This window comes from Herbaspirillum aquaticum (assembly GCF_002213425.1).
GTDB lineage: Bacteria > Pseudomonadota > Gammaproteobacteria > Burkholderiales > Burkholderiaceae_D > Herbaspirillum > Herbaspirillum aquaticum.
On sequence record NZ_NJGV01000001.1, the window covers coordinates 184,966 to 206,328 of the forward strand.

The window sequence follows — 21,363 nt, forward strand, 5'->3', positions numbered from 1 at the left end:
GGTTCGCTATGGCGCACCGGCGGCCCGCCGGGTTGCGGGTGCAACCCGGGAACTGAATCGCAATCCGATCGCGAATCCATCCATCGCTTAGAGGAAACAGAATATGCGTAGTGTGACAGCCACTGCTGCCAAGGCAACATCCTTTGCTCGATCCCGTAGCGCCGGCAAGCTGGCGCTGAATGTGGCCGCCATGGCGGCCGTGGTGGCCTTGTCCGGCTGCTCGCTGTTCTCCAGCAAGAAAGATCCGAATCCGCCGGCCCCGCTGGTCGAATTCACCCAGAAGATGCGTGCCCAGGCGGCCTGGACGGTATCGGTCGGCAAGGCCGGCAGCTATCAGTTCAGCCCGGCTTTCGCTTCTGGCAGCGTCTTTGCCGCCGCCAATGATGGCACCGTGGTGCGCATCAACGCCCAGAATGGCCAGACCTTGTGGCGCAGCCGTGCCGAAGGCAACCTGACGGCCGGTGTCGGCAGCGATGGCAGCACCGTGGTGGTGGTGGGCGAGAAGGGCCGTATCCAGGCCTTCGACGCTGCCTCCGGCAAGGCCACCTGGAGTGCCCAGGCCCCCAGCGAAGTGCTGTCGGCCCCTGCTGTCGGGGAGGGCTTGGTAGTCATTCGCAGCATCGACAACCGCGTGACCGCGTATGATGCCGACAATGGCAGCCAGCGCTGGATGGTCCAGCGCAACGTGCCGTCGCTGACCCTGCGCAATGCGCCGGGCATCGTGATCGGTTCGCAGACCGCCTTCGTAGCCCTGCCGGGTGGCCGCTTGTCGGCCCTGGCACTGAACAACGGCGGTCCGCGCTGGGAAGTGGCAGTGGGTGATCCGCGCGGTACCACCGAGCTGGAGCGCATCTCCGACGTGTCGGGCGTGCCTGCGCTGGGTTCGCGTGATATTTGCGCAGTGTCGTACCAGGGCCGTATCGGCTGCTTCGATTTGCTCAACGGCAATGTGCGCTGGATCAAGGAGTTTTCCAGCGATGTCGGCGTCAATCTGGATGACGCCTATGTCTATGCGGCCGATGTCGGCGGAGCCGTCACCGAATTCGCGCGCGATACCGGTGCCGTCATCTGGCGCAACGACCGCCTGAAGAATCGCCAGCTGTCCAGCCCGATCGCAGTGGGCCGTGCGGTGGCGGTGGCTGACTTCCAGGGTTATATTCACTTCCTGTCGCGGGAAGATGGTGCCTTCGTGGCCCGTCTGGCTACCGACGGCAGTGCTGTCCAGGCGCCTCCGGTTTCGACCGGTTCGTCTGTCGTTTTCCAAACCAAATCAGGAACCGTGGTCTCCGTCGCTGCCGAGTAACTGGCAGTGACGCACGACCCCCAAGAAAAGAAATGAAACCGGTAATTGCACTTGTAGGCCGTCCCAACGTCGGCAAATCGACGTTGTTCAACAGGCTCACCCGCAGCCGCGATGCGCTGGTGGCGGACCTGCCCGGCCTGACGCGCGATCGTCACTACGGCGAAGGCCGGGTCGGCGAACGTCCGTTCCTGGTGATCGATACCGGTGGCTTCGAACCCGTCGCCAAGGACGGGATCATGTATGAGATGGCCAAGCAGACCAAGCAGGCAGTGGTCGAGGCCGACATCGTGGTGTTCATCGTCGACGGCCGCCAGGGATTGACGCCGCACGACAAGACCATCACCGACTTCCTGCGCAAGTGCGGCCGTTCCGTGCTGCTGGTGGTCAACAAGTCCGAGGGCATGAAGTACACCTCGGTCACCGCCGATTTCTACGAGCTGGGCATGGGTGATCCTTACGTGATCTCCGCCGCCCACGGTGACGGCGTGGCTGACCTGGTGCAGGAAGCGCTGGATCAGGTCGAAGCCCAGCGCGCCCAGGAGCCGGAAGTCGAAGAGCCGGCCGTGCGCGGCACCAAGATCGCCATCGTTGGCCGCCCCAACGTGGGCAAGTCGACCCTGGTCAACACCCTGCTGGGCGAAGAGCGCGTGATCGCCTTCGACATGCCGGGGACTACGCGCGACTCCATCGAGATTCCCTTCGAGCGCGAAGGCCGTCATTACACCCTGATCGATACCGCCGGCATCCGCCGCCGCGGCAAGGTCTTCGAGGCTATCGAGAAGTTCTCCGTAGTCAAGACCCTGAAATCGATTTCGGACGCCAACGTCGTCCTGCTGCTGCTGGATGCGCAGCAGGATATTTCCGAACAGGATGCCCACATCGCCGGTTTCGTGCTGGAGTCGGGCAGGGCGCTGGTGGTGGGTGTGAACAAATGGGATGGGATGGAAAGCGACCAGCGCAACCAGATCAAGATGGATCTGGAGCGCAAACTGAATTTCCTTTCCTTCGCCAAGTTCCACTTCATCTCGGCCCTGAAGTCGACCGGTATCGGTCCGCTGATGAAGTCGATCGATTCGGCCTACGCGGCCGCCATGGCCAAGCTGAGCACACCGCGCCTCACGCGCGCGCTGGAAGAGGCGCTGGAGCACCAGCAGCCGCGCCGCAAGGGGTCGATCCGCCCCAAGCTGCGCTATGCGCACCAGGGTGGCCAGAATCCACCGGTGGTGGTGATCCACGGCAATGCCCTGGAAGCCATCGACGACAACTACAAACGTTATCTGGAAAAGCACTTCCGGGAAACTTTCTCCCTGGTGGGCACTCCACTGCGTATCGAGTTCAAGTCGGGCAAGAATCCTTTCATCCGGCAGGAAAAATAATCGTAAATCCTGCTATTCGATCAATGTTTTTGGCGTTGGAGCGAAAATCGTTTAAATTGAATAGCATAAAGTTGGTCAAGCACTTGATATTCCTTGAAGTGCCTCCAAGTCCTAATCACAACAACACCGTGGAGCTGCCATGAGCAACAAAGGGCAATTGTTACAAGACCCATTCCTGAACGCATTGAGAAAAGAGCACGTTCCCGTCTCTATCTACCTGGTCAACGGCATCAAGCTGCAAGGCCATGTGGAGTCTTTTGATCAATACGTGGTCCTGCTGCGTAACACCGTTACGCAAATGGTTTACAAACACGCCATCTCTACCGTCGTGCCTGCACGTGCGGTCAACCTCAGTCTCGAATCCTCGTCCGACGAATAATGGTCTACCTGGCCGGCTTGACGCCGTGGGCATTTTGACATGCGTGCCGCGTTAGTCGGCCTGGACTTCGGCAAGAACGATTTCGCCGCTAGTCTGGATGAGCTCTTCCTCCTGGCAAAATCGGCTGGTGCGGAACCGGTGATTACCATCACCGGCCGCCGTGCCAGTCCGGATGCCGCTCTCTTCGTTGGTACCGGCAAGGCGCAAGAAGTTGCGGACGCCGTCGCTGATCTCCAGCTCGAACTGGTCATTTTCAATCACGCCCTTTCACCGGCCCAGCAACGCAACTTGGAGCGGGTCCTGAAGGTGCGCGTGCTCGACCGTACCAGCCTGATCCTCGATATCTTCGCGCAACGCGCCAAGAGCCACGAAGGCAAGGTGCAAGTCGAACTGGCCCAGTTGCAGCACCTGTCCACTCGCCTCATCCGCGGCTGGACTCACCTGGAGCGCCAGAAGGGCGGTATCGGCCTGCGCGGTCCTGGTGAAACGCAGCTGGAAACCGACCGCCGCCTGCTGGGCGAGCGCGTCAAGGCGCTGCGCGCAGTGCTGGCCAAGCTGCGCCGGCAGCATGCCACGCAGCGTCGTGCGCGCGGGCGCAGTGAAACGTTCTCCGTCTCGCTGGTGGGCTATACCAACGCCGGCAAGTCGACCATCTTCAACTCGCTGGCCAAAGCCGGCGTGTATGCCGCCAACCAGCTCTTCGCCACGCTGGATACGACTTCCCGTCGCGTCTACCTGGGCGAGGTCGGGCACGTGGTGATTTCGGACACCGTGGGTTTCATCCGCGAATTGCCTCACCAGTTGGTGGAGGCGTTTCGGGCGACCCTGGAAGAGACCATCCACGCCGACTTGCTGCTGCATGTGGTGGATGCCGCCAGTCCGGTACGCATGGAGCAGATCGAGCAGGTCAACTTGGTCTTGAAGGAAATCGGTGCCGACCACGTGCCGCAGATCCTGGTCTGGAACAAGATCGACGCCGCCGGTCTGGAACCGACGGTCGAGTATGACGAGTATGGTAAAATCCAGCGGGTTTTCGTCAGTGCCAAGTCTGGTGCTGGCCTGGATCTGCTGCGCGAAGCGATCGCCGCTTCGCTCAAGGCCGCCTTGGAGGCCAGGGGTCGCAGCCGTTCCCAGCCAGTCGATTCCGAAGACATGCACGCTTGAGCCGTTCGAGGGGACGGCTCGTTGCACGTTCCTGGCGCGCATTCCTCCCAGATTCTCTTAATCCATCACTTCAGCCGGAACGCAAACGCATGCTTGTGTCTTTATTCAGGAAAATCGGTGTCAAGTTTTCGTTGAACGACCCCCAATGGGGACGTGGTTCGCAGAACGACAACCGCGAGAATCAGAATAACGGAAGTAACGGCGACAAACGGCCCGAAAAACCGTCCGGCAACAACGACGGTCCGCCTGACCTCGACCAGCTCTGGCGCGACTTCAACCAGCGCATCGCCGGCCTCCTGGGCCGCAAGGGCGGTGGTGGTTCCGACGGCGGCAACAGTGGCGGCGGCTTCAATCGGGGCGACGTCAAGGGTGCCGGCATCGGCGTGGGCGTCATCGCCGTGATCGTGGCCTTCCTCTGGCTGGCCAGCGGCTTCTTCATCGTGCAGGAAGGCCAGACCGCCGTGGTCACTACCTTCGGCCGCTACAGCCACACCACGCTGCCGGGCTTCAACTGGCGCTGGCCGTATCCCATCCAGGGCCACGAGATCGTCAACATGTCGCAGGTGCGTACCGCCGAGATCGGTTATCGCGGCAATGTGCGCAACAAGCAGTTGAAGGAATCCCTCATGCTGACCGATGATGAAAACATCATCGACATCCAGTTTGCCGTCCAGTACAAGCTCAAGAATGCCGCTGAATGGCTGTTCAACAACCGTGATCCGGATGATTCCGTGCGCCAGGTGGCCGAGACGGCGATCCGCGAAATCGTCGGCCGCAGCAAGATGGACTTCGTTCTCTACGAAGGCCGTGAAAAGGTCGCGCTCGACGTGAGCCAGCGCATGCAGCAGATCCTGGATCGCTACAAGTCGGGCGTACAGATCACCAACGTCACCATGCAGGGCGTGCAGCCGCCTGAACAGGTGCAAGCCGCCTTCGATGATGCCGTCAAGGCGGGCCAGGACCGTGAACGCCTCAAGAACGAAGGCCAGGCCTATGCCAACGACGTGATCCCGCGCGCCTCCGGTGCCGCCTCGCGCCTGCTGGAAGAAGCTGAAGCCTACCGCTCCCGCGTGACCGCCAACGCCGAAGGTGATGCCTCTCGCTTCACCCAGGTCCAGGAAGCCTATGCCAAGGCTCCGGCCGTCACCCGCGACCGCATGTACCTGGAAACCATGCAGCAGATCTTCGCCAATACCACCAAGGTCATGGTCGATGCCAAGAATGGCAGCAACCTGCTGTACCTGCCGCTGGACAAGCTGATCCAGCAAAGCGCCTCCGACGCGGCCCCGACCAGCGGCAAGGCGCCGGCATCGTCGGCCGTGCAGCCCTCGGCAGGCACGGCGTCCACCACTTCGACTGCAGGAAATGACACTGTGTATTCTTCCGAGCTGATGCGAGATTCGAGAAACCGCGATCCCCGTGATGCGCGTGATAGGGAGGTGCGCTGATGGGCCGCCTCGTCACTTCCGTCATCGTCGCCGTCGTGGCGATCTGGCTGGCTTCGTCCACCATCTTCGTGGTCGACCAGCGTTCCTCGGCCATCGTCTTTGCCCTGGGTGAAGTCAAGCAGGTCATCAGCGAACCCGGCCTGCACTTCAAGCTGCCGCCGCCGTTCCAGAACGTGATGTACCTGGACAAGCGCATCCAGACCCTGGATACGCCGGACGCCGACCGCTTCATCACCGCTGAAAAGATGAACGTGCTGGTCGATGCCTACGTCAAGTGGCGCATCGTCGATCCGCGCCTGTACTTCGTCAGCTTCGGGGCTGACGAGCGCCGCACCCAGGACCGCCTGTCGCAGATCGTCAAGGCGGCGCTGAACGATGAGATCACCAAGCGCACCGTGCGTGAAGTCATCTCCAGCCAGCGCAACAACGTCATGGATGCCATCCAGGCCCGCGTGGCCAACGAAGCCAAGCAGATCGGCGTGGAAGTCATCGACGTGCGCCTGCGCCGTGTGGACTACGTGGACCAGATCAACAACTCGGTGTTCGAGCGCATGAAGTCCGAGCGTGTGCGGGTGGCCAATGAGCTGCGTTCCACCGGTGCTGCTGAATCCGAAAAGATCCGCGCCGACGCTGACCGCCAGCGCGTGGTGATCCTGGCCGAAGCCTATCGCGAATCCGAAAAGATCCGTGGTGCCGGCGATGCCAAGGCGTCCCAGATTTACGCCCAGGCCTTCGGCCAGAACCCGGACTTCTACAAGTTCTATCGCAGCCTCGAAGCCTACCGCGCCAGCTTCAAGAACCGTCACGATGTCATGGTGGTGGATCCCAGCTCGGAGTTCTTCAAGTACTTCAAGGGAGTGGGCGGCGGCACTGCCAGCGCTGCGAAGAAGTAAAAATCCGCTTATCAGGCGATAATGTGAACAGTTATGCGCCGCCGAGCAGGTCCGGCGGGCAGGACAAACCGGATGGATGCCGCTGGTAAAGGGCATCTTTCCTTTTTTGGTCGGACACAATGTGCCGGGATGCAATTTTCCCGGAACGCAAGAAGAGGGGCGGCAGGCATTCCCGGACCGCCCCGATTGTTCGTCTGGACGGCCGCTTGTCTTTTGGCTGTCCGCATCACGCAAGTACGCAAACCGTTTTTTTCTGCTTTGACTTTTGTTTATGCCTAACTGGCTTCTTCCCGAAAACATCGCCGATGTCTTGCCCTCCGAAGCGCGCAAGATCGAGGAACTGCGCCGGCGCCTGCTCGACAATTTCCGCCTCTATGGCTACGAAATGGTCATGCCGCCGCTGCTGGAGTACCTCGAATCGCTGCTCACCGGCGCCGGCCAGGACACCGACCTGCGCACCTTCAAGCTGGTCGACCAGCTCTCCGGACGCACCCTGGGCGTGCGCGCCGACATGACCACGCAAGTGGCGCGCATCGACGCCCACCTGCTCAATCGCGCTTCGGTCACCCGCCTGTGCTATGCGGGTAGCGTCCTGCATACGCGCCCGACGGGCTTGCACGCCACCCGCGAACCGATACAGATCGGTGCCGAGATCTATGGCCATGCCGGCATCGAAGCCGATGCCGAGATCCAGGAACTGGCCTTGAATTCGCTGGCCCTGGCCGGCATGCGCACCATCCGCCTGGACCTGTGCCACGTCGGCGTGCTGCGCTCCATCATCGCAAACGACACCGATGCCAAGCGTGACGAAGCCCAGCTCTTCGGGCTGCTGCAGGCCAAGGACGTCCCCGGCTTGAAGGAAATCACCGCCTCTTATCAGGAAGGTACCCGCGCCGCCTTGCTGGCACTGCCCAACCTGTACGGCGATATTTCCGTCATCGCCCGTGCGCGCATCACCTTGCCGGCACTGCCCGGCATCGGCCAGGCGCTCGACGAGCTGCAGGCCCTGGTGGAACTGGCGGCCGGCCATGAAGGCGCGGCTGTCACCATCGATCTGGCCGACCTGCGCGGCTATCATTACCACAGCGGCGTGATGTTCTCCGCCTATGTGCCGGGCCTGCCCAATGCGGTGGTGCGCGGCGGCCGCTACGACCATGTGGGTGAAGCTTTCGGTCGTGCGCGGCCGGCCACCGGCTTTTCCCTGGACCTGCGTGAACTGGCACGACTGATGCCGGGCGCAGAACGAAAACGCGCCATCCTCGCCCCTTGGGGCAGGGACGCCGGTCTGCGTGAGATAATAGCGCAATTGCGGCAAGCGGGAGAGATCGTGATCCAAAGCCTTCCCGGCCACGAAAACGATCAGGACGAATTCGATTGCGATCGCGCACTCGATTTCAGCAATGGAAACTGGATTATCAAAAACTTGGGTTGAGTCATGTTACAGAACAGCAATGCAAAGAATGTCGTCGTCATCGGTACGCAATGGGGCGACGAAGGTAAGGGCAAGATCGTCGATTGGCTGACCGATCACGCCCAAGGCGTGGTGCGTTTCCAGGGCGGCCACAATGCCGGCCACACGCTGGTCATCGGCGGCAAGAAGACTGCGCTGCAACTGATTCCCTCGGGCATCATGCGCGAAGGCGTGGCTTGCTACATCGGCAACGGCGTGGTGCTGTCGGTGCCCGACCTGCTGCGCGAGATCGACAAGCTCGAAGCCGCCGGCGTGGAAGTCTGCTCGCGCCTGAAGGTGTCGGACGCCTGTCCGCTGATCCTGCCGTATCACGTGGCCCTGGACGTGGCACGTGAGGCTGCCCGAGGCGTGGACAAGATCGGTACCACCGGCAAGGGCATCGGCCCGGCCTACGAAGACAAGGTGGCCCGTCGTGCCATCCGCGTGGCTGACCTGTTGAATGAAAAGCGCTTTGCCGAAAAGCTGCTGGCCAACCTGGACTACCACAACTTCGTCCTGACCCACTACCTGAAGACCCAGCCGGTGGACTACCAGAAGACACTGGACGATGCCCTGGCCAACGTGCCGCGCATCAAGCCCATGGTTACCGACGTCTCCAGCGACCTGTACGCCATCCACAAGGCCGGCGGCAAGATCCTGTTCGAAGGCGCGCAAGGCAGCCTGCTGGACGTGGACCATGGCACCTACCCGTTCGTCACCTCCAGCAACTGCGTGGCCGGCAATGCCGCCGCCGGTGCGGGCGTGGGTCCGGGCATGCTGCACTACATCATGGGCATCACCAAGGCCTACACCACCCGCGTCGGTTCGGGCCCGTTCCCGGCCGAACTGCCGACGGATGCCGGCACCGGCAAGCACCTGGCGTCGGTCGGCCATGAATTCGGTACCGTCACCGGCCGTGCGCGCCGCTGCGGCTGGTTCGATGCCGCCCTGCTGAAGCGCTCGGTGCAGATCAACGGTGTCTCCGGCATGTGCCTGACCAAGCTGGACGTGCTTGATGGCCTGGAGTCGCTGAAGCTGTGCACCGGCTACAAGCTCAACGGCAAGACCGTCGACATCTTCCCGGTCGGCGCTGAAGAAGCCGCTGCCTGCGAGCCGATCTACGAAGAAATGCCCGGCTGGTCCGAGACCACCGTCGGCGCCAAGACGCTGGACGCTCTGCCGGCCAACGCCCGCGCTTACATCAAGCGCATCGAGGAACTGGTGGGCGTGCCCATCGACATGATCTCCACTGGCCCGGACCGCGAAGAGACCATCGTCCTGCGCCATCCGTTCAAGTAATTCACCACGCAATCGCCCGCTAGGGCACAAGGCACTACGAAGCAATCAACAATATGAAGATCTCTGACGACAAAGACCTCTGGGTCTCCTGGGACGACTACAACCGCCTGATCGAACGACTGGCATTGAAGGTCTACGAATCCGGCTACCAGTTCGACCAGGTGCTGTGCCTGGCGCGCGGCGGCCTGCGCCCGGGTGACGTGATGTCGCGCATTTTCGATGTCCCGCTGGCCATTCTCTCGACCAGCTCCTACCGTGAAGCTGCCGGCACCATCCGCAGCTCCCTGGACATCGCCAAGTACATCACCATCACCAAGGGAACCCTGGGTGGCCGCATCCTGCTGGTGGACGACCTGGTCGATTCCGGCGTCACCCTGCAGAAGGTGATGGTCCACCTGAAGGAACATTACCCGTCCGTCACCGAGATCAAGAGTGCCGTGTTGTGGTGGAAGGCCTGCTCGGTCGTGGAACCCGATTTCCACATCGACTACCTGCCGACCAACCCGTGGATTCACCAGCCGTTCGAAGAATATGACGGCCTGGGTCCGCATCAGCTGGCCGCCTGGATCAAGAAGGGTGCCTGATCGTTCGCTTTGGATTGATTGAAGCTGACGTCAGACGTGAAAAGAGCTTGCCGCGGCAAGCTCTTTTTTTCGTCCATTGATGGCAGTGTCAGCCCGTCAGGACCACGGAATGACCTTGCGTTCCTTGAAGGTATCGAAGAGCTGATAGAACATCTGCTCCGTCTCCACATACTCATGAAAGCCCAGGCGCCGGGCCTTGCTGCCGTCGCCGAACATGTCGTAGTCCCAGGAGAACACGAAATCGGCAAATTCCCAGGCCGACAGTGAAGCATAAGGATGCTGCTTCAAGCCGTGTGCCGTGACGATCCTTTCCCACAGGGGCGCCTTGTCCGCCATCACCTCGGCCAGTTTCAGTGGCAGCGGCGTGCCCACTTCCATGCCGAAATAACGGGCGATCCTGGGCCACATCTCGCTCCAGCGGAACAGGTCGCCATTACCAATGTTGAAGGCCTGGTTGGCCGCCGCCTCGGTGGTGGCCGCCCACACGGTGCCTTTGGCCAGCAGGCTGGCATCGGTCATTTCGACCAGCTTGGCCGCCATAGACCTTGTAGCCCTGCATCAGGCTGATATGGCGCAAGCCGGGGGCATAAGCCTCTACCGTCTGCACCGTGTTCTGCAGCATGGCCAGGTTGGGGGCCACCAGTTCGCTCCAGCTGGGGCGATGCTGATAGGCCGCATAGAACACGTGGGTGACCTGTTCCAGCGGGGCCAGTTGGCGTTTCGCATCGCCGGCATCGAGCAGATCCACGGAGACGTGGCGCAGCCGCTGCTCTTTGCGGTGCTCGCCACCCCGGCGCGACAGGCCGATCACCTCCCACTGCGGCAGGGACAACAGGTGCGCGATCAGCTGGCTGCCGATCACGCCGTGGGCGCCCACTACCAGGGCAGTCTGGCGCTGCGTTTGTGAGGCGTTTGGGGACTGGGTCATGGCAGGCTCCGTCAGTGATCAGAGGGGTGTGGAGCGTTCGGTGCGGACCAGGACTGCCGGACGGGCGTCCATCTTCCAGCTCACCAGCGCTACGGCGATCCCCGCCAGCGGCAGCAGCGCCGCGACGTAAGGCACGGCATGCAGGCCCGGACCATGATCGATGGTCACGCCACCCAGCCAGGCACCTGCAGCATTGCCCAGGTTGAAGGCGGCGATATTGGCCGAGGAGGCCAGGTTGGGCGCACCGGTCGCCTTTTCCAGCACGCGCATTTGCAGGGGCGGCACGGTGGCGAACGCTGCCATGCCCATCAGGCCCACGCCGATGATGGCGGCGATCTTGTTTTCATTGGTCAGTCCGAACAGCACCAGCACCACCGCCAGCAGCACCAGGCTGCCCAGCAGGGTGGCCATGAGCTTGCGGTCGGCCAGCTTGCCGCCGGCCAGGTTGCCGATTACCAGTCCCAGGCCGAACAGCAGCAGGATGGGCGAGACCGCCGACGCCGGGAAGCCGCTGATGTCGGTCAGGATCGGGGCGATGTAGGTAAAGGCCGCGAACACGCCGCCAAAGCCCAGCACCGTCATCAACAGTCCCAGCATGACCTGCGGGCGCATCAGCACGCGCACTTCCTTGCCGAAGTTGGCGTCTTCACCGCCTTGCGAGCGCGGTACCAGCACGGCGGTCGCAGCCAGCGCGATCACGCCGATGACGGTGACGGCCCAGAACGTGGCGCGCCAGCCATAGATCTGGCCCAGCCAGGTGCCGAAGGGTACGCCCAACACGTTGGCCACCGTCAGGCCGGTAAACATCAGGGCGATGGCCGAGGCCTGCTTTTCCTTGGGAACCAGGCTGGTGGCCACCACCGAGCCGACACCAAAGAAGGCGCCATGGGCGAAGGAGGCCACCACGCGCCCGATCATCAGCGTGGCATAACCCGGCGCGATGGCGCAGGCCAGGTTGCCGATGACGAAGACCACCATCAAGGCGATCAGCAAGGTCTTGCGCGGCAGGCGTCCGGTGGTGGCCGTGACCAGCGGGGCGCCCACGAACACGCCCAGCGCATAACCGGTCACCAGCAGGCCGGCCGAGGAGAGGCTCACGCCCAGGTTGGTCGCTACCTCCGGCAGCAGACCCATGATGACGAACTCGGTAGTCCCGATGGCGAATGCGCTGATGGTCAGCGCCCAAAGTGCAATTGGCATGGCAATCCTTGATAGGTGAGGGGTTCAGGCCGGCCGATCCGGAATGGATTGCCAGCGATATGAAGGATTGTGCGCGCAGTCTTTGTTGAGAAAAATGCCGTTACAATCAAAGAATATTTGATCCGGAGTCAACAATGAGCATTCAATCCGAGGAATTGCGCACCTTCGTCGCCGTGGTGGAGGCGGGCACGCTCTCGGCGGCCGCCGAAGTGCTGGAGCAGACCACCTCAGGGGTGAGCCGGGCGTTGTCGCGGCTGGAAGAGAAGCTGGGTGCGAGCCTCTTGACCCGCACCACGCGCCGCATGGAACTGACCGAAGAGGGCGAAGCCTTCCTGGAGCAGGCGCGCGCCATCCTGGCCGCCATGGAGCAAGCCGAAGACACGGTGCGCATGCGCACCCGCAAGCCGGTTGGCAAGCTGCGTGTGGATGCGGCCGTGCCTTTCATGCTGCATTGTATTGTTCCGCATGTAGGGGCTTTCCGCGCAGCCTATCCGGACATCGAACTGGAGCTGACCACCAATGACCGCTTCATCGACCTGGTGGAGCAGCGCGCCGACATTGCCATCCGCATCGGTGAACTGCAGGATTCCACCCTGCATGCACGGCCCCTGAGTTCGGCGCGCCTGAACATCGTGGCCAGTCCCGATTACCTGGCTCGCCACGGCGCGCCGGAGTCGGTGGAAGCGCTGGAACAGCACCAGCTGATCGGTTTTTCCCAACCCGACCTCCTCAATTACTGGCCGCTGCGCCACACCGCTGGAGACCGCTACCAGGTTCGTCCGGCCATCCGCGCCTCCAGCGGCGAAACCCTCCGCCACCTGGCCTTGCAGGGGCAGGGCATCGCCTGCCTGTCCGACTTCATGACCGAAGCCGACCTCGCAGCGGGGCGGCTGGTGCGGGTGCTGGATCATTACGATAGCGGCTTCCGCCAGAAGATTTCGGCCGTGTATTACCACAACACCCAACTGTCCCGGCGTATCAGCTGTTTCCTCGATTTTTTGCAATGCAAGCTGTAAATCGGAAACGTTTTGCCGTTATTCCAGTCTGAGCGCCAACTGCCGTCAGGGGGAAGGATCCTGTGGCTGTCATCAAGACAACAAGACAAGATTGATCCGGAGAGAACAAGATGAAGCAAACGGAAAACGGCATGGCCACGCGCCGTCCATCGATTGCGGCCATGTGCCGCGCACCGCTGCGGGGGCTGTTGCTGGCCGGCGCGGCCTTGCTCGGCCTGGGCACGGCCACGGCGCTCACCGCACCGGCTGCGTATGCGGCCAATGCCAGCGTGCTGTCCTTTTCACCGCAGGGCGAAGTGCAGCGCATCCGCCAGGTGCGGGCGCGTTTCTCGGAATCCATGGTCAAGTTCGGCGACCCCAAGGCGGCCTCGCCCTTCGACGCCGATTGCGCCATCAGCGGAACGGCACGCTGGGCCGATGACAAGAACTGGGTCTACGACTTCGAGCGCGATTTACCACCAGGCACCCGCTGCAGCTTCAACCTGCGCGCGGATGCGCGTTCCGTCGCCGGCAATACGGTCGGCGGCAAGACCCGCTTCCAGTTCAGTACCGGCGGCCCGGCGGTGAGCCGCGTCGAACCGTACAGCAGCGCAGTGATCGCGGAAGACCAGGCCTTCATCCTGTTCCAGAACGGGCCGGCCGCCGAGGCCACGGTGCGCGAACACCTGTATTGCGAAGCCGAAGGCATCAATGAGCGCATCCCCACCAAGGCCGTCGGCGACGCGGATCGCAAGGCCTTGCTGCAGCAGTTCGCCAAAGGCGTGGACCCGGCGTCGGTGACCATCGTGCAGTGCCAGCAGCGCCTGCCCAACGAGGCGCACGTGAAACTGGTCTGGGATCGCGGCATCGCCGCCGCCAATGCGCCTTCCATCGTCACCTCCAAGCCGCAGGTCTTCAATTTCCAGGTGCGCAGCGAATTCGCCGCCAGCCTGTCGTGCCAGCGCGAGAACGCCAACGCCGCCTGCTCGCCCATCCTGCCGGTCACCTTGTCGTTCTCGGCCCCGGTGCCGCGCAAGCTGGCCGAACAGGTGGTGATGAACGCTACCACCGGCAAGATCAAGCCGACCCTGGAAGGCGACAAGGACGAAGCGGTGCGTGAACTGCGCTTCAAGCCGCCGTTCCCCGAGAAATCCGACTTCACCATCAGCCTGCCTTCCGGCTTCAAGGATGAAGATGGACGCGCCCTGGCCAATGCGGGCGCCTTCCCGCTGAAATCGGCGCTGGCCGATTTCCCGCCGCTGGCCAAATTCCCGGCCGCGCCCTTCGGCATCATCGAACTCAACGCCGATCCCACGCTGCCAGTCACGCTGCGCCGCGTGGAAGCCGGGCTGCTCGTGCGTGGCAAGGATGGCCGCGCCATGCCCGGCCAGGTCGCCGACCTGAAGGTCGATGGAGACAAGGCCGTCATCGCCTGGCTCACGCGCCTGAACAAGTTTCACGAGAAGTGGGGCGATCCCAAGAAGGTCGACACGCGCAGCGTCAGCCTGCTCGCCAAGGAACCAGGTGCCAAGAAACTCGATCTGCCCGCACAGAAGGATGCCAAGGAGGGCGAATGGCCCTTTGAAGTGATCGGCATTTCCCTGAAGGACCCCGGTTTCTACGTGGTCGAACTGGAATCCCAGAAGCTGGGCGCGTCGCTGCTGGGCAAGCCGCAACCGATGTATGTGCGCACCAGCGCGCTGGTGACCAACCTGTCGGTGCACGTCAAGCTGGGCCGCGCCAATGGCGCAGTCTGGGTGACCCGGCTGGATGATGCCAAGCCGGTCGCCGATGCCGAGATCCGCGTCTCCAACTGCGACGGCACCCAGCTCTGGCAGGGCAAGACCAACGCCAGCGGGGTGGCCATGATGCCGGTGCTGGAAGATGCCTGCGTCAACCGCGGCTACAGCGCGGAGAATGCCGACAAGATCAGCGGCCTCTTCGTGAGCGCGCGCAAGACCGACGAGAAGGGGCGCCAGGACATGGCCTTTGCGCTGACCTCGTGGAACGAGGGGATCGAATCCTGGCGGTTCAATGTGCCCACCGACATGGACAAGTCGGCGACCACGCGCGCTACCACCATCTTTGACCGCACCCTGTTCCGCGCCGGCGAGACCGTCTCGATGAAGCACGTGATCCGCACCGAGACCATGCAGGGCTTCGGCCTCATGCGCAAGGAAGACCTGCCCACGCGCGTGCGCATCAGCCATCTCGGCAGCGGCCAGCAATACCAGTTCCCGCTGAGCTGGCGCGGCAACAAGAGCGCCGAGACCAGCTTCACCCTGCCCAAGGAAGCCAAGCTGGGCAGCTATGAGGTCGTGCTCGACCAGGGCACCGTGGACACCGCTGCCAGCAGCAATGCCAATGGCCCATCCGATGACGGCGACAATGAATCCGGCTACGGCCGTGGCACCTATGTCACCGGCAGCTTCCGTGTGGAGGAATTCCGCCTGCCCTTGATGCAGGGACGCATCACGCCACCCAAGGGCGCGCAAGTGGCCATCAAGGAAATGCCGCTGGATCTGCAACTGAACTACATCAATGGCGGTGCCGCCGCCAACCAGGCTGTACAGGTGTCGTCCTTGCTGCGGTCACGTTCGGTCAACATTACCGGTTATGACGGCTTCTCCTTCGATGCCCCCCGCAACGATGACGACAGCAATGCCGACGACCAGAAGATCGTCGCCGACAAGCTTGCCGTCACGCTCGACAAGAACGGTGCCGGCCGCGCCGTCATCGGCAAGCTGCCCGCGCTGCAGCGTCCGCAGGAACTGCTCACCGAGATGACCTACAGCGACCCCAATGGCGAAGTACAGACCATCTCCAACGTCACGCCGCTGTGGCCGTCGGCGGTGGTGGTGGGCCTGCGCACCGGCAACTGGGTCTCGGTCAAGAAAAAGCTCACGCTGACCGCCGTCACCCTCAACACCGCAGGCCAGCCGCAAGCTGGCGTGCCGGTAGAAATCCGTGGCCTGGCGCGCAAGACCAATTCGCACCGCAAGCGCATGGTCGGCGGTTTCTACGCTTATGAAAACGATGAGAGCAAGCAAGACCTGGGCAAGCTCTGCTCCGGCAAGAGCGATCAGCACGGCATGTTCACCTGCGATACCGAATTGTCCGAAGCGGGCAATGTGGAATTGATCGCCAGCGCCAAGGATGGCAATGGCAATGCGTCCGCCGCCCGTTCCTCGGTGTGGGTCACCGGACGCGGCGAAGTCTGGTTCGATGGCGAGAACCAGGACCGCATCGACATCCTCCCCGAGAAAAAGAACTACCAGCCCGGCGAGACCGCCAACTTCCAGGTCCGCATGCCGTTCCGCTACGCGACCGCCCTGGTCGCGGTGGAGCGTGAGGGCGTCATCGACACGCGGGTGGTGCAGCTGTCCGGCCAGGACCCCACCATCAGCGTACCGATGAAGGCCGAGTATGGCCCCAACGTGTATGTGTCGGTACTGGCCGTGCGTGGTCGCATGCGCGAGGTGCCGTGGTATTCCTTCTTCATCTGGGGCTGGAAGGAACCGATCAACTGGTGGCATGAATTCCGCGAGTACCAGGGTCCGGGCCCCATCGTCGATCTCTCCAAACCGGCCTGGAAATTCGGCATCGCCGAAGTCAACGTCGGTGATGCGGGCCATCGTCTGCAAGTGGCCGTCAGCACTGACAAGCCGGCTTATCCCATCCGTGCCACGGCCAAGGTGCAGGTGCAGGTGAAACTGCCCAACGGCAAGCCCGCCGCCGGTGGCGAATTCGCCCTGGCCGCCGTCGACGAGGCACTGCTGGAGTTGCAACCCAATGGCAGCTGGGACGTGCTGCGCGCCATGCTGCAACGGCGCAGCTATGGCGTCGAAACCTCGACCGCACAGATGCAGGTAGTCGGCAAGCGTCACTACGGCAAGAAGGCCACGCCTGCCGGTGGCGGCGGTGGCCGTGCGCCCACGCGCGAACTGTTCGATACCTTGCTGGTATGGAAGCCCAATGTCACCCTGGATGCCGAGGGCAGGGCGCAACTGGATGTACCGCTCAATGATGCGCTGACCTCCTTCCGCATCGTCGCCATCGCCGAGAATGGCATCAGCGATTTCGGCACCGGCAGCATCAGTATCCGCTCCACGCAGGATGTGCAAGTGATCTCCGGTCTTCCACCGTTGGTACGCGAGGGCGACAGCTTCAACGGCAGCGTCACCGTGCGCAACACCACCACGCACGATATGACGATCAAGGTCGCCGCCCGTGCGCAAGGCAGTACCCCGGCGAGCACGCTGGCGCTGCCTGAACGCGAGGTGAAGATTGCTGCCGGACAGTCGGCCGAAGTCATGTGGCCGGTGCAGACGCCGGAGGGCATCAGCCAGTTGGCCTGGGAAATCAGCGCCCAGGAGCAGGGCGGCCAGAAAGCACGCGATGCGATGAAGTTCACCCAGCGCGTGGTTCCGGCCGTACCGGTGACGGTGCAGCAGGCCACGCTGTTCCAGCTGGACAAGAGTGCCGCCATCAATGTGGCGCGACCTGCCGACAGCCTGCCGGGACGCGGCGGCCTTGCGCTCTCGCTCAAGCCCAGCCTGGCCGGTGGCAGCGATGCGCTCACGCGTTACTTCGTCAACTATCCCTTCGCCTGCCTGGAGCAGAAGACCTCCAAGGCCATTGGCCTGCGCGATGAGGCCGCATGGCAGAAGATCGTGGCGGACCTGCCGACCTATCTGGATGGCGATGGCCTGGCGTATTACTTCCCGCCCGCCGACAGTGGCGCGCGCCGTGGCAGCGATACGCTGACGGCCTATCTGCTGGCCGCTACCAACGAAGCCGGCTATGCCATTCCGCAAGCCAGCCGCGACAAGATGCTCGATGGACTCGCGGCCTTCGTGGAGGGCAAGGTGATGCGCGATTTCTGGTCGCCGCAGAAGGACCTGGACGTGCGCAAGCTGGCCGCCCTGGAAGCGCTGTCGCGCTACAACCGTGTGCAGCCGGCGATGCTGGGCTCGATCCAGGTCAACCTCAACGCCTGGCCCACTTCCGGCCTGCTGGACTGGATCGGCATCCTGCAGCGCGTCTCCGCCATCCCCGAGCGCGACAAGAAGCTGGAGCAAGCCGACCAGATCCTGCGCGCCCGCCTGAACTTCCAGGGCAAGCGCATGGGCTTCTCCAATGAAGAGGGCGATTACTGGTGGTGGCTCATGAGCAGCGCCGATGCCAACGCCAACCGCCTGATCCTGCTGGAGTTGAACAACCCGGCCTGGCGCGAGGACCTGCCGCGTCTGATCGCAGGTGCCATCGGCCGCCAGCAGCGCGGGCACTGGAGCACCACCACGGCCAACGTCTGGGGCAGCCTGGCACTGGAGAAATTCGCGCGCAAGTTCGAATCCGAACCCGTCACCGGCACCACCCGCGCCAGGCTGGAGCAGAACGGTGCCAGCACGGCCACCCAGAGCCTGGCCTGGAGCGGCGCCGCCAATGGCGGCAAGCTGCAGCTGCCCTGGCCGGAAGGCAATGCGCAGGGTGGCAGCGTGCGCCTGGCGCAAGACGGTAACGGCAAGCCATGGGTGACCTTGCAGAGCCTGGCGGCGGTCCCCTTGAAGCAGCCGTTTGCGGCCGGCTATCGCATCACCCGCAAGGTCGAGGCCATCGAGCAGAAGCAGGCCGGTGTATATACACGCGGCGATGTGCTGCGGGTGACGCTGGACATCGACGCGCAAGCCGAGATGACCTGGGTCGTGGTGAGCGATCCGGTGCCGGGCGGTGCGACCCTGCTGGGTTCCGGCCTGGGCCGTGACTCCGCCATCGCGCAGGGCAAGCAGGAGGCTCCGCGTGATCGCGGCATGGGCTGGCTGGCCTATGAAGAGCGCAGCTTCGAAGCCTATCGCGCGTATTACGAGGCCATGCCCAAGGGCCGCACCAGCATCAGCTACACGGTGCGCCTGAACAATGCGGGTGAATTCAACCTGCCGCCCACGCGGGTGGAAGCGATGTATGCACCCGAGATGTTCGGTGAAATCCCCAACGGCAAGCTGGTCGTGAAGGCGGCGCAGTGATGCGCATGACCGCATGCAGTGTTCGGCCCGGCGCGCTGGTTTCGATGAGCGCGCTGGTGCTGGCCTTGTTGATGCCGACTGCGGCCAGTGCCGTCCCCTCCTTCAGCGAAGTGCAGCGCGACTTCCTGCCGTCGGAGGCCAGCCTGCTGGACCGCAATGGCGAGCTGTTGCATCGCATGCGCGTGAACATGGATGAGCGCAAGTTGTCCTGGGTCAACGTGGAGGACGTCTCCCCGGCGCTGCGGCATGCCCTGGTCGCCTCCGAAGACCGGCGTTTCTACCAGCACAGCGGCATCGACTGGAGCGCCGTGGCTGCCTCGGCCTGGGGCAACCTGTGGAATACGAAGACACGCGGCGCCTCCACCATCACGATGCAACTGGCGGGTTTGATCTATGACGACCTGCGCCGCAAGTCCGGTGCGCGTTCGCTCACGCAAAAGGTATCGCAGGCATGGATTGCCCAATCGCTGGAGCGCAACTGGCGCAAGGACCAGATCCTGGAAGCCTATTTGAACCTGGTCGCTTTCCGGGGCGAGCTGGTGGGCGTGCACGCCCTGTCGCGCGTGATGTTCGGCAAGCATCCGAGCGGACTCGACCAGGGCGAGGCCGCCATCGCAGTGGCCCTGATCCGTGCGCCCAATGCGACACCGCGCCGCGTGGCCGAACGCGCCTGCGCCATCCTCAAGGAAGAGGGTGCGGGCGAGCAGTGCAGCGGCATGGACGGGCGCACCGAGCTGGCGTTGGCGCGCGTGTCGGCCAAGCGGGATTTGCCGGGGACGAGCGATTCACCGCAGCTGGCGCCGCATCTGGCCCGCAAGCTGTTGAAGGCACCGGGACAGCAATTGCGCTCCACGCTGGATGCGCCCTTGCAGCGCTTTGCCACGCAAGCCCTGCGTCATCAACTGGCCGGACTGGCCGAGCGCAACATCGAGGATGGCGCCGTCATCGTCATCGACAACGCCACCGGCGAGGTACTGGCCTGGGTCGGTTCCAGCGGCCCGCTGTCGGCCGCCGCCAATGTGGATGGGGTAGTGGCGCAACGGCAGGCGGGCTCGACGCTCAAGCCCTTCCTCTACGAACTGGCCATCGAAAGGAAGTGGCTGACGGCCGCGTCCCTGCTGGATGATTCCCCGGTCAACCTGGCCACCTCGGCCGGGCTCTACATTCCGCAGAACTACGACAAGCAATACAAGGGACTGGTGAGCCTGCGCACGTCGCTGGGTTCCTCGCTCAATATCCCTGCCGTGCGCACCCTGGTGATGGTCACGCCCGAGCGTTTCTTCCGCCGCTTGCAGGCGCTGGGTTTCAACCTGCGCGAGAGCGGCGATTATTACGGCTACAGCCTGGCGCTGGGCAGCGCCGACGTCACGCTGGCCAACCTGGCCAATGCCTATCGCGTGCTGGCCAACCAGGGCCGCTACACGCCTTTGCGCACGCGCTTGGACGAAGCACGCACGCCAGCGCGCGCCACGCAGGTGATGGATGCCGATGCGGCCTGGATCGTCGGTGACATCCTCTCCGACCGCAGTGCGCGCGCGCGTACCTTCGGCCTGGAGAATGCGCTGTCGACGCGGATCTGGACGGCAGTCAAGACCGGCACCTCCAAGGACATGCGCGACAACTGGTGTGTCGGCTATTCCTCGCGTTATACCGTAGGGGTATGGGTCGGAAACGCCTCCGGCGCGCCCATGTGGGACGTGTCCGGTGTGACCGGTGCGGCGCCGGTGTGGCAGGAAGTCATGCAATATCTCCATGAACGAGGCCGCAACGGTGCACGCGATGCGGGCAATGGACCACCCGCAAAACCTGCCGGCGTGCAGGCGCAGACGATTCGTTACGAGCAGGATGTGGAAGCGGCGCGCACCGAATACTTTTTACCGGGCACCGCCCAGGCCGAGATCCGCCTGGCACATGCACGCGATATTCGTCCGGCCATCACTTATCCCACGACAGGCATGCTCGCTGCGCTGGACCCTGATATCCCGGCGGCGCGGCAGCGCATCCGCTTCCGCGCCCAGGGCGCGCCTGCAGGCAGCCGCTGGGTGCTGGATGGGAAGATGATGCCGCAGGAGGTCATGCAATCGGGCAGGGTCCAGGCGCAGAAGGTGGCGGCCAGCGCCACCCCCGCCGGGGAAGAGGCGCTGGACTTCGACTGGATGCCCTGGCCCGGCAAGCATGTGCTGGTGCTGCAGGACAAGCAGGGCAAGCCGCTCGATAGCGTGCGCTTCGAAGTCAGGGGCGCGGTCGTGCGCAATGAACCCAAGGCAGGCGCAACAGCGCGCAAATGAAGCGCGCGGCGCAACCTTGCGCAGATCGCTGAT

15 protein-coding genes are annotated in these 21,363 nt (G+C 63.3%); 12 read left to right on the top strand and 3 right to left on the bottom strand.

What is annotated here, in order from left to right:
* Positions 1–103 precede the first annotated feature (103 nt).
* The 9 genes from bamB to CEJ45_RS00900 all read left to right on the top strand — a co-directional run bounded on the left by bamB (position 104) and on the right by CEJ45_RS00900 (position 9,896).
* Positions 104–1,303, top strand: coding sequence for an outer membrane protein assembly factor BamB (gene bamB, locus CEJ45_RS00860; RefSeq protein WP_088753370.1), 1,200 nt, complete (start codon positions 104–106; stop codon positions 1,301–1,303).
* A gap of 32 nt (positions 1,304–1,335) precedes the next feature.
* Complete coding sequence (gene der, locus CEJ45_RS00865) at positions 1,336–2,679, top strand: ribosome biogenesis GTPase Der (protein ID WP_088753371.1); 1,344 nt, start codon at positions 1,336–1,338, stop codon at positions 2,677–2,679.
* Between the two features lie 139 nt (positions 2,680–2,818).
* On the top strand, positions 2,819–3,058 hold the full coding sequence (gene hfq / locus CEJ45_RS00870) for an RNA chaperone Hfq (protein WP_006463311.1): 240 nt from the start codon (positions 2,819–2,821) through the stop codon (positions 3,056–3,058).
* Between the two features lie 39 nt (positions 3,059–3,097).
* Positions 3,098–4,222, top strand: coding sequence for a GTPase HflX (hflX, locus tag CEJ45_RS00875; protein ID WP_088753372.1), 1,125 nt, complete (start codon positions 3,098–3,100; stop codon positions 4,220–4,222).
* Between the two features lie 89 nt (positions 4,223–4,311).
* Positions 4,312–5,670, top strand: coding sequence for an FtsH protease activity modulator HflK (hflK, locus tag CEJ45_RS00880; protein WP_088753373.1), 1,359 nt, complete (start codon positions 4,312–4,314; stop codon positions 5,668–5,670).
* On the top strand, positions 5,670–6,563 hold the full coding sequence (hflC, locus tag CEJ45_RS00885) for a protease modulator HflC (RefSeq protein ID WP_088753374.1): 894 nt from the start codon (positions 5,670–5,672) through the stop codon (positions 6,561–6,563). Before hflK ends, hflC begins: the two co-directional genes overlap by 1 nt.
* Positions 6,564–6,834: 271 nt before the next feature.
* Complete coding sequence (locus CEJ45_RS00890; RefSeq protein ID WP_088753375.1) at positions 6,835–7,995, top strand: ATP phosphoribosyltransferase regulatory subunit; 1,161 nt, start codon at positions 6,835–6,837, stop codon at positions 7,993–7,995.
* A gap of 3 nt (positions 7,996–7,998) precedes the next feature.
* Positions 7,999–9,312 carry an adenylosuccinate synthase gene (locus CEJ45_RS00895; RefSeq protein ID WP_088753376.1) on the top strand — a complete coding sequence of 438 codons (1,314 nt, stop codon included), beginning with the start codon at positions 7,999–8,001 and terminating at the stop codon, positions 9,310–9,312.
* Positions 9,313–9,365: 53 nt separating this feature from the next.
* A complete protein-coding gene (locus CEJ45_RS00900) occupies positions 9,366–9,896 on the top strand; it encodes a phosphoribosyltransferase (RefSeq protein ID WP_034332511.1) in 531 nt (176 codons plus the stop codon).
* Between the two features lie 96 nt (positions 9,897–9,992).
* Here CEJ45_RS00900 and CEJ45_RS25040 read toward each other — a convergent pair whose 3' ends face one another.
* From CEJ45_RS25040 to CEJ45_RS00910, 3 genes are read right to left on the bottom strand one after another with little or no spacing between them, the layout of a single operon-like run.
* Positions 9,993–10,415 (bottom strand): Rossmann-fold NAD(P)-binding domain-containing protein, encoded by a 423-nt coding sequence (locus CEJ45_RS25040; RefSeq protein WP_241517258.1) that lies wholly within the window; start codon positions 10,413–10,415, stop codon positions 9,993–9,995.
* Complete coding sequence (locus CEJ45_RS25045) at positions 10,330–10,824, bottom strand: NAD-dependent epimerase/dehydratase family protein (protein WP_241517259.1); 495 nt, start codon at positions 10,822–10,824, stop codon at positions 10,330–10,332. The genes CEJ45_RS25040 and CEJ45_RS25045 overlap by 86 nt, the downstream gene beginning before the upstream one ends.
* Before the next feature lie 18 nt (positions 10,825–10,842).
* Complete coding sequence (locus tag CEJ45_RS00910; protein WP_088753377.1) at positions 10,843–12,024, bottom strand: MFS transporter; 1,182 nt, start codon at positions 12,022–12,024, stop codon at positions 10,843–10,845.
* Between the two features lie 134 nt (positions 12,025–12,158).
* Here CEJ45_RS00910 and CEJ45_RS00915 point away from each other — a divergent pair, with 134 nt between their 5' ends.
* The 3 genes from CEJ45_RS00915 to pbpC all read left to right on the top strand — a co-directional run bounded on the left by CEJ45_RS00915 (position 12,159) and on the right by pbpC (position 21,330).
* Complete coding sequence (locus CEJ45_RS00915) at positions 12,159–13,040, top strand: LysR substrate-binding domain-containing protein (RefSeq protein ID WP_088753378.1); 882 nt, start codon at positions 12,159–12,161, stop codon at positions 13,038–13,040.
* 110 nt (positions 13,041–13,150) lie between these two features.
* Positions 13,151–19,042: an alpha-2-macroglobulin family protein gene (locus tag CEJ45_RS00920; protein ID WP_088753379.1), complete on the top strand. Its 5,892-nt coding sequence runs from the start codon at positions 13,151–13,153 to the stop codon at positions 19,040–19,042.
* Positions 19,042–21,330, top strand: coding sequence for a penicillin-binding protein 1C (pbpC, locus tag CEJ45_RS00925; RefSeq protein ID WP_088753380.1), 2,289 nt, complete (start codon positions 19,042–19,044; stop codon positions 21,328–21,330). The genes CEJ45_RS00920 and pbpC overlap by 1 nt, the downstream gene beginning before the upstream one ends.
* Positions 21,331–21,363: the final 33 nt, after the last annotated feature.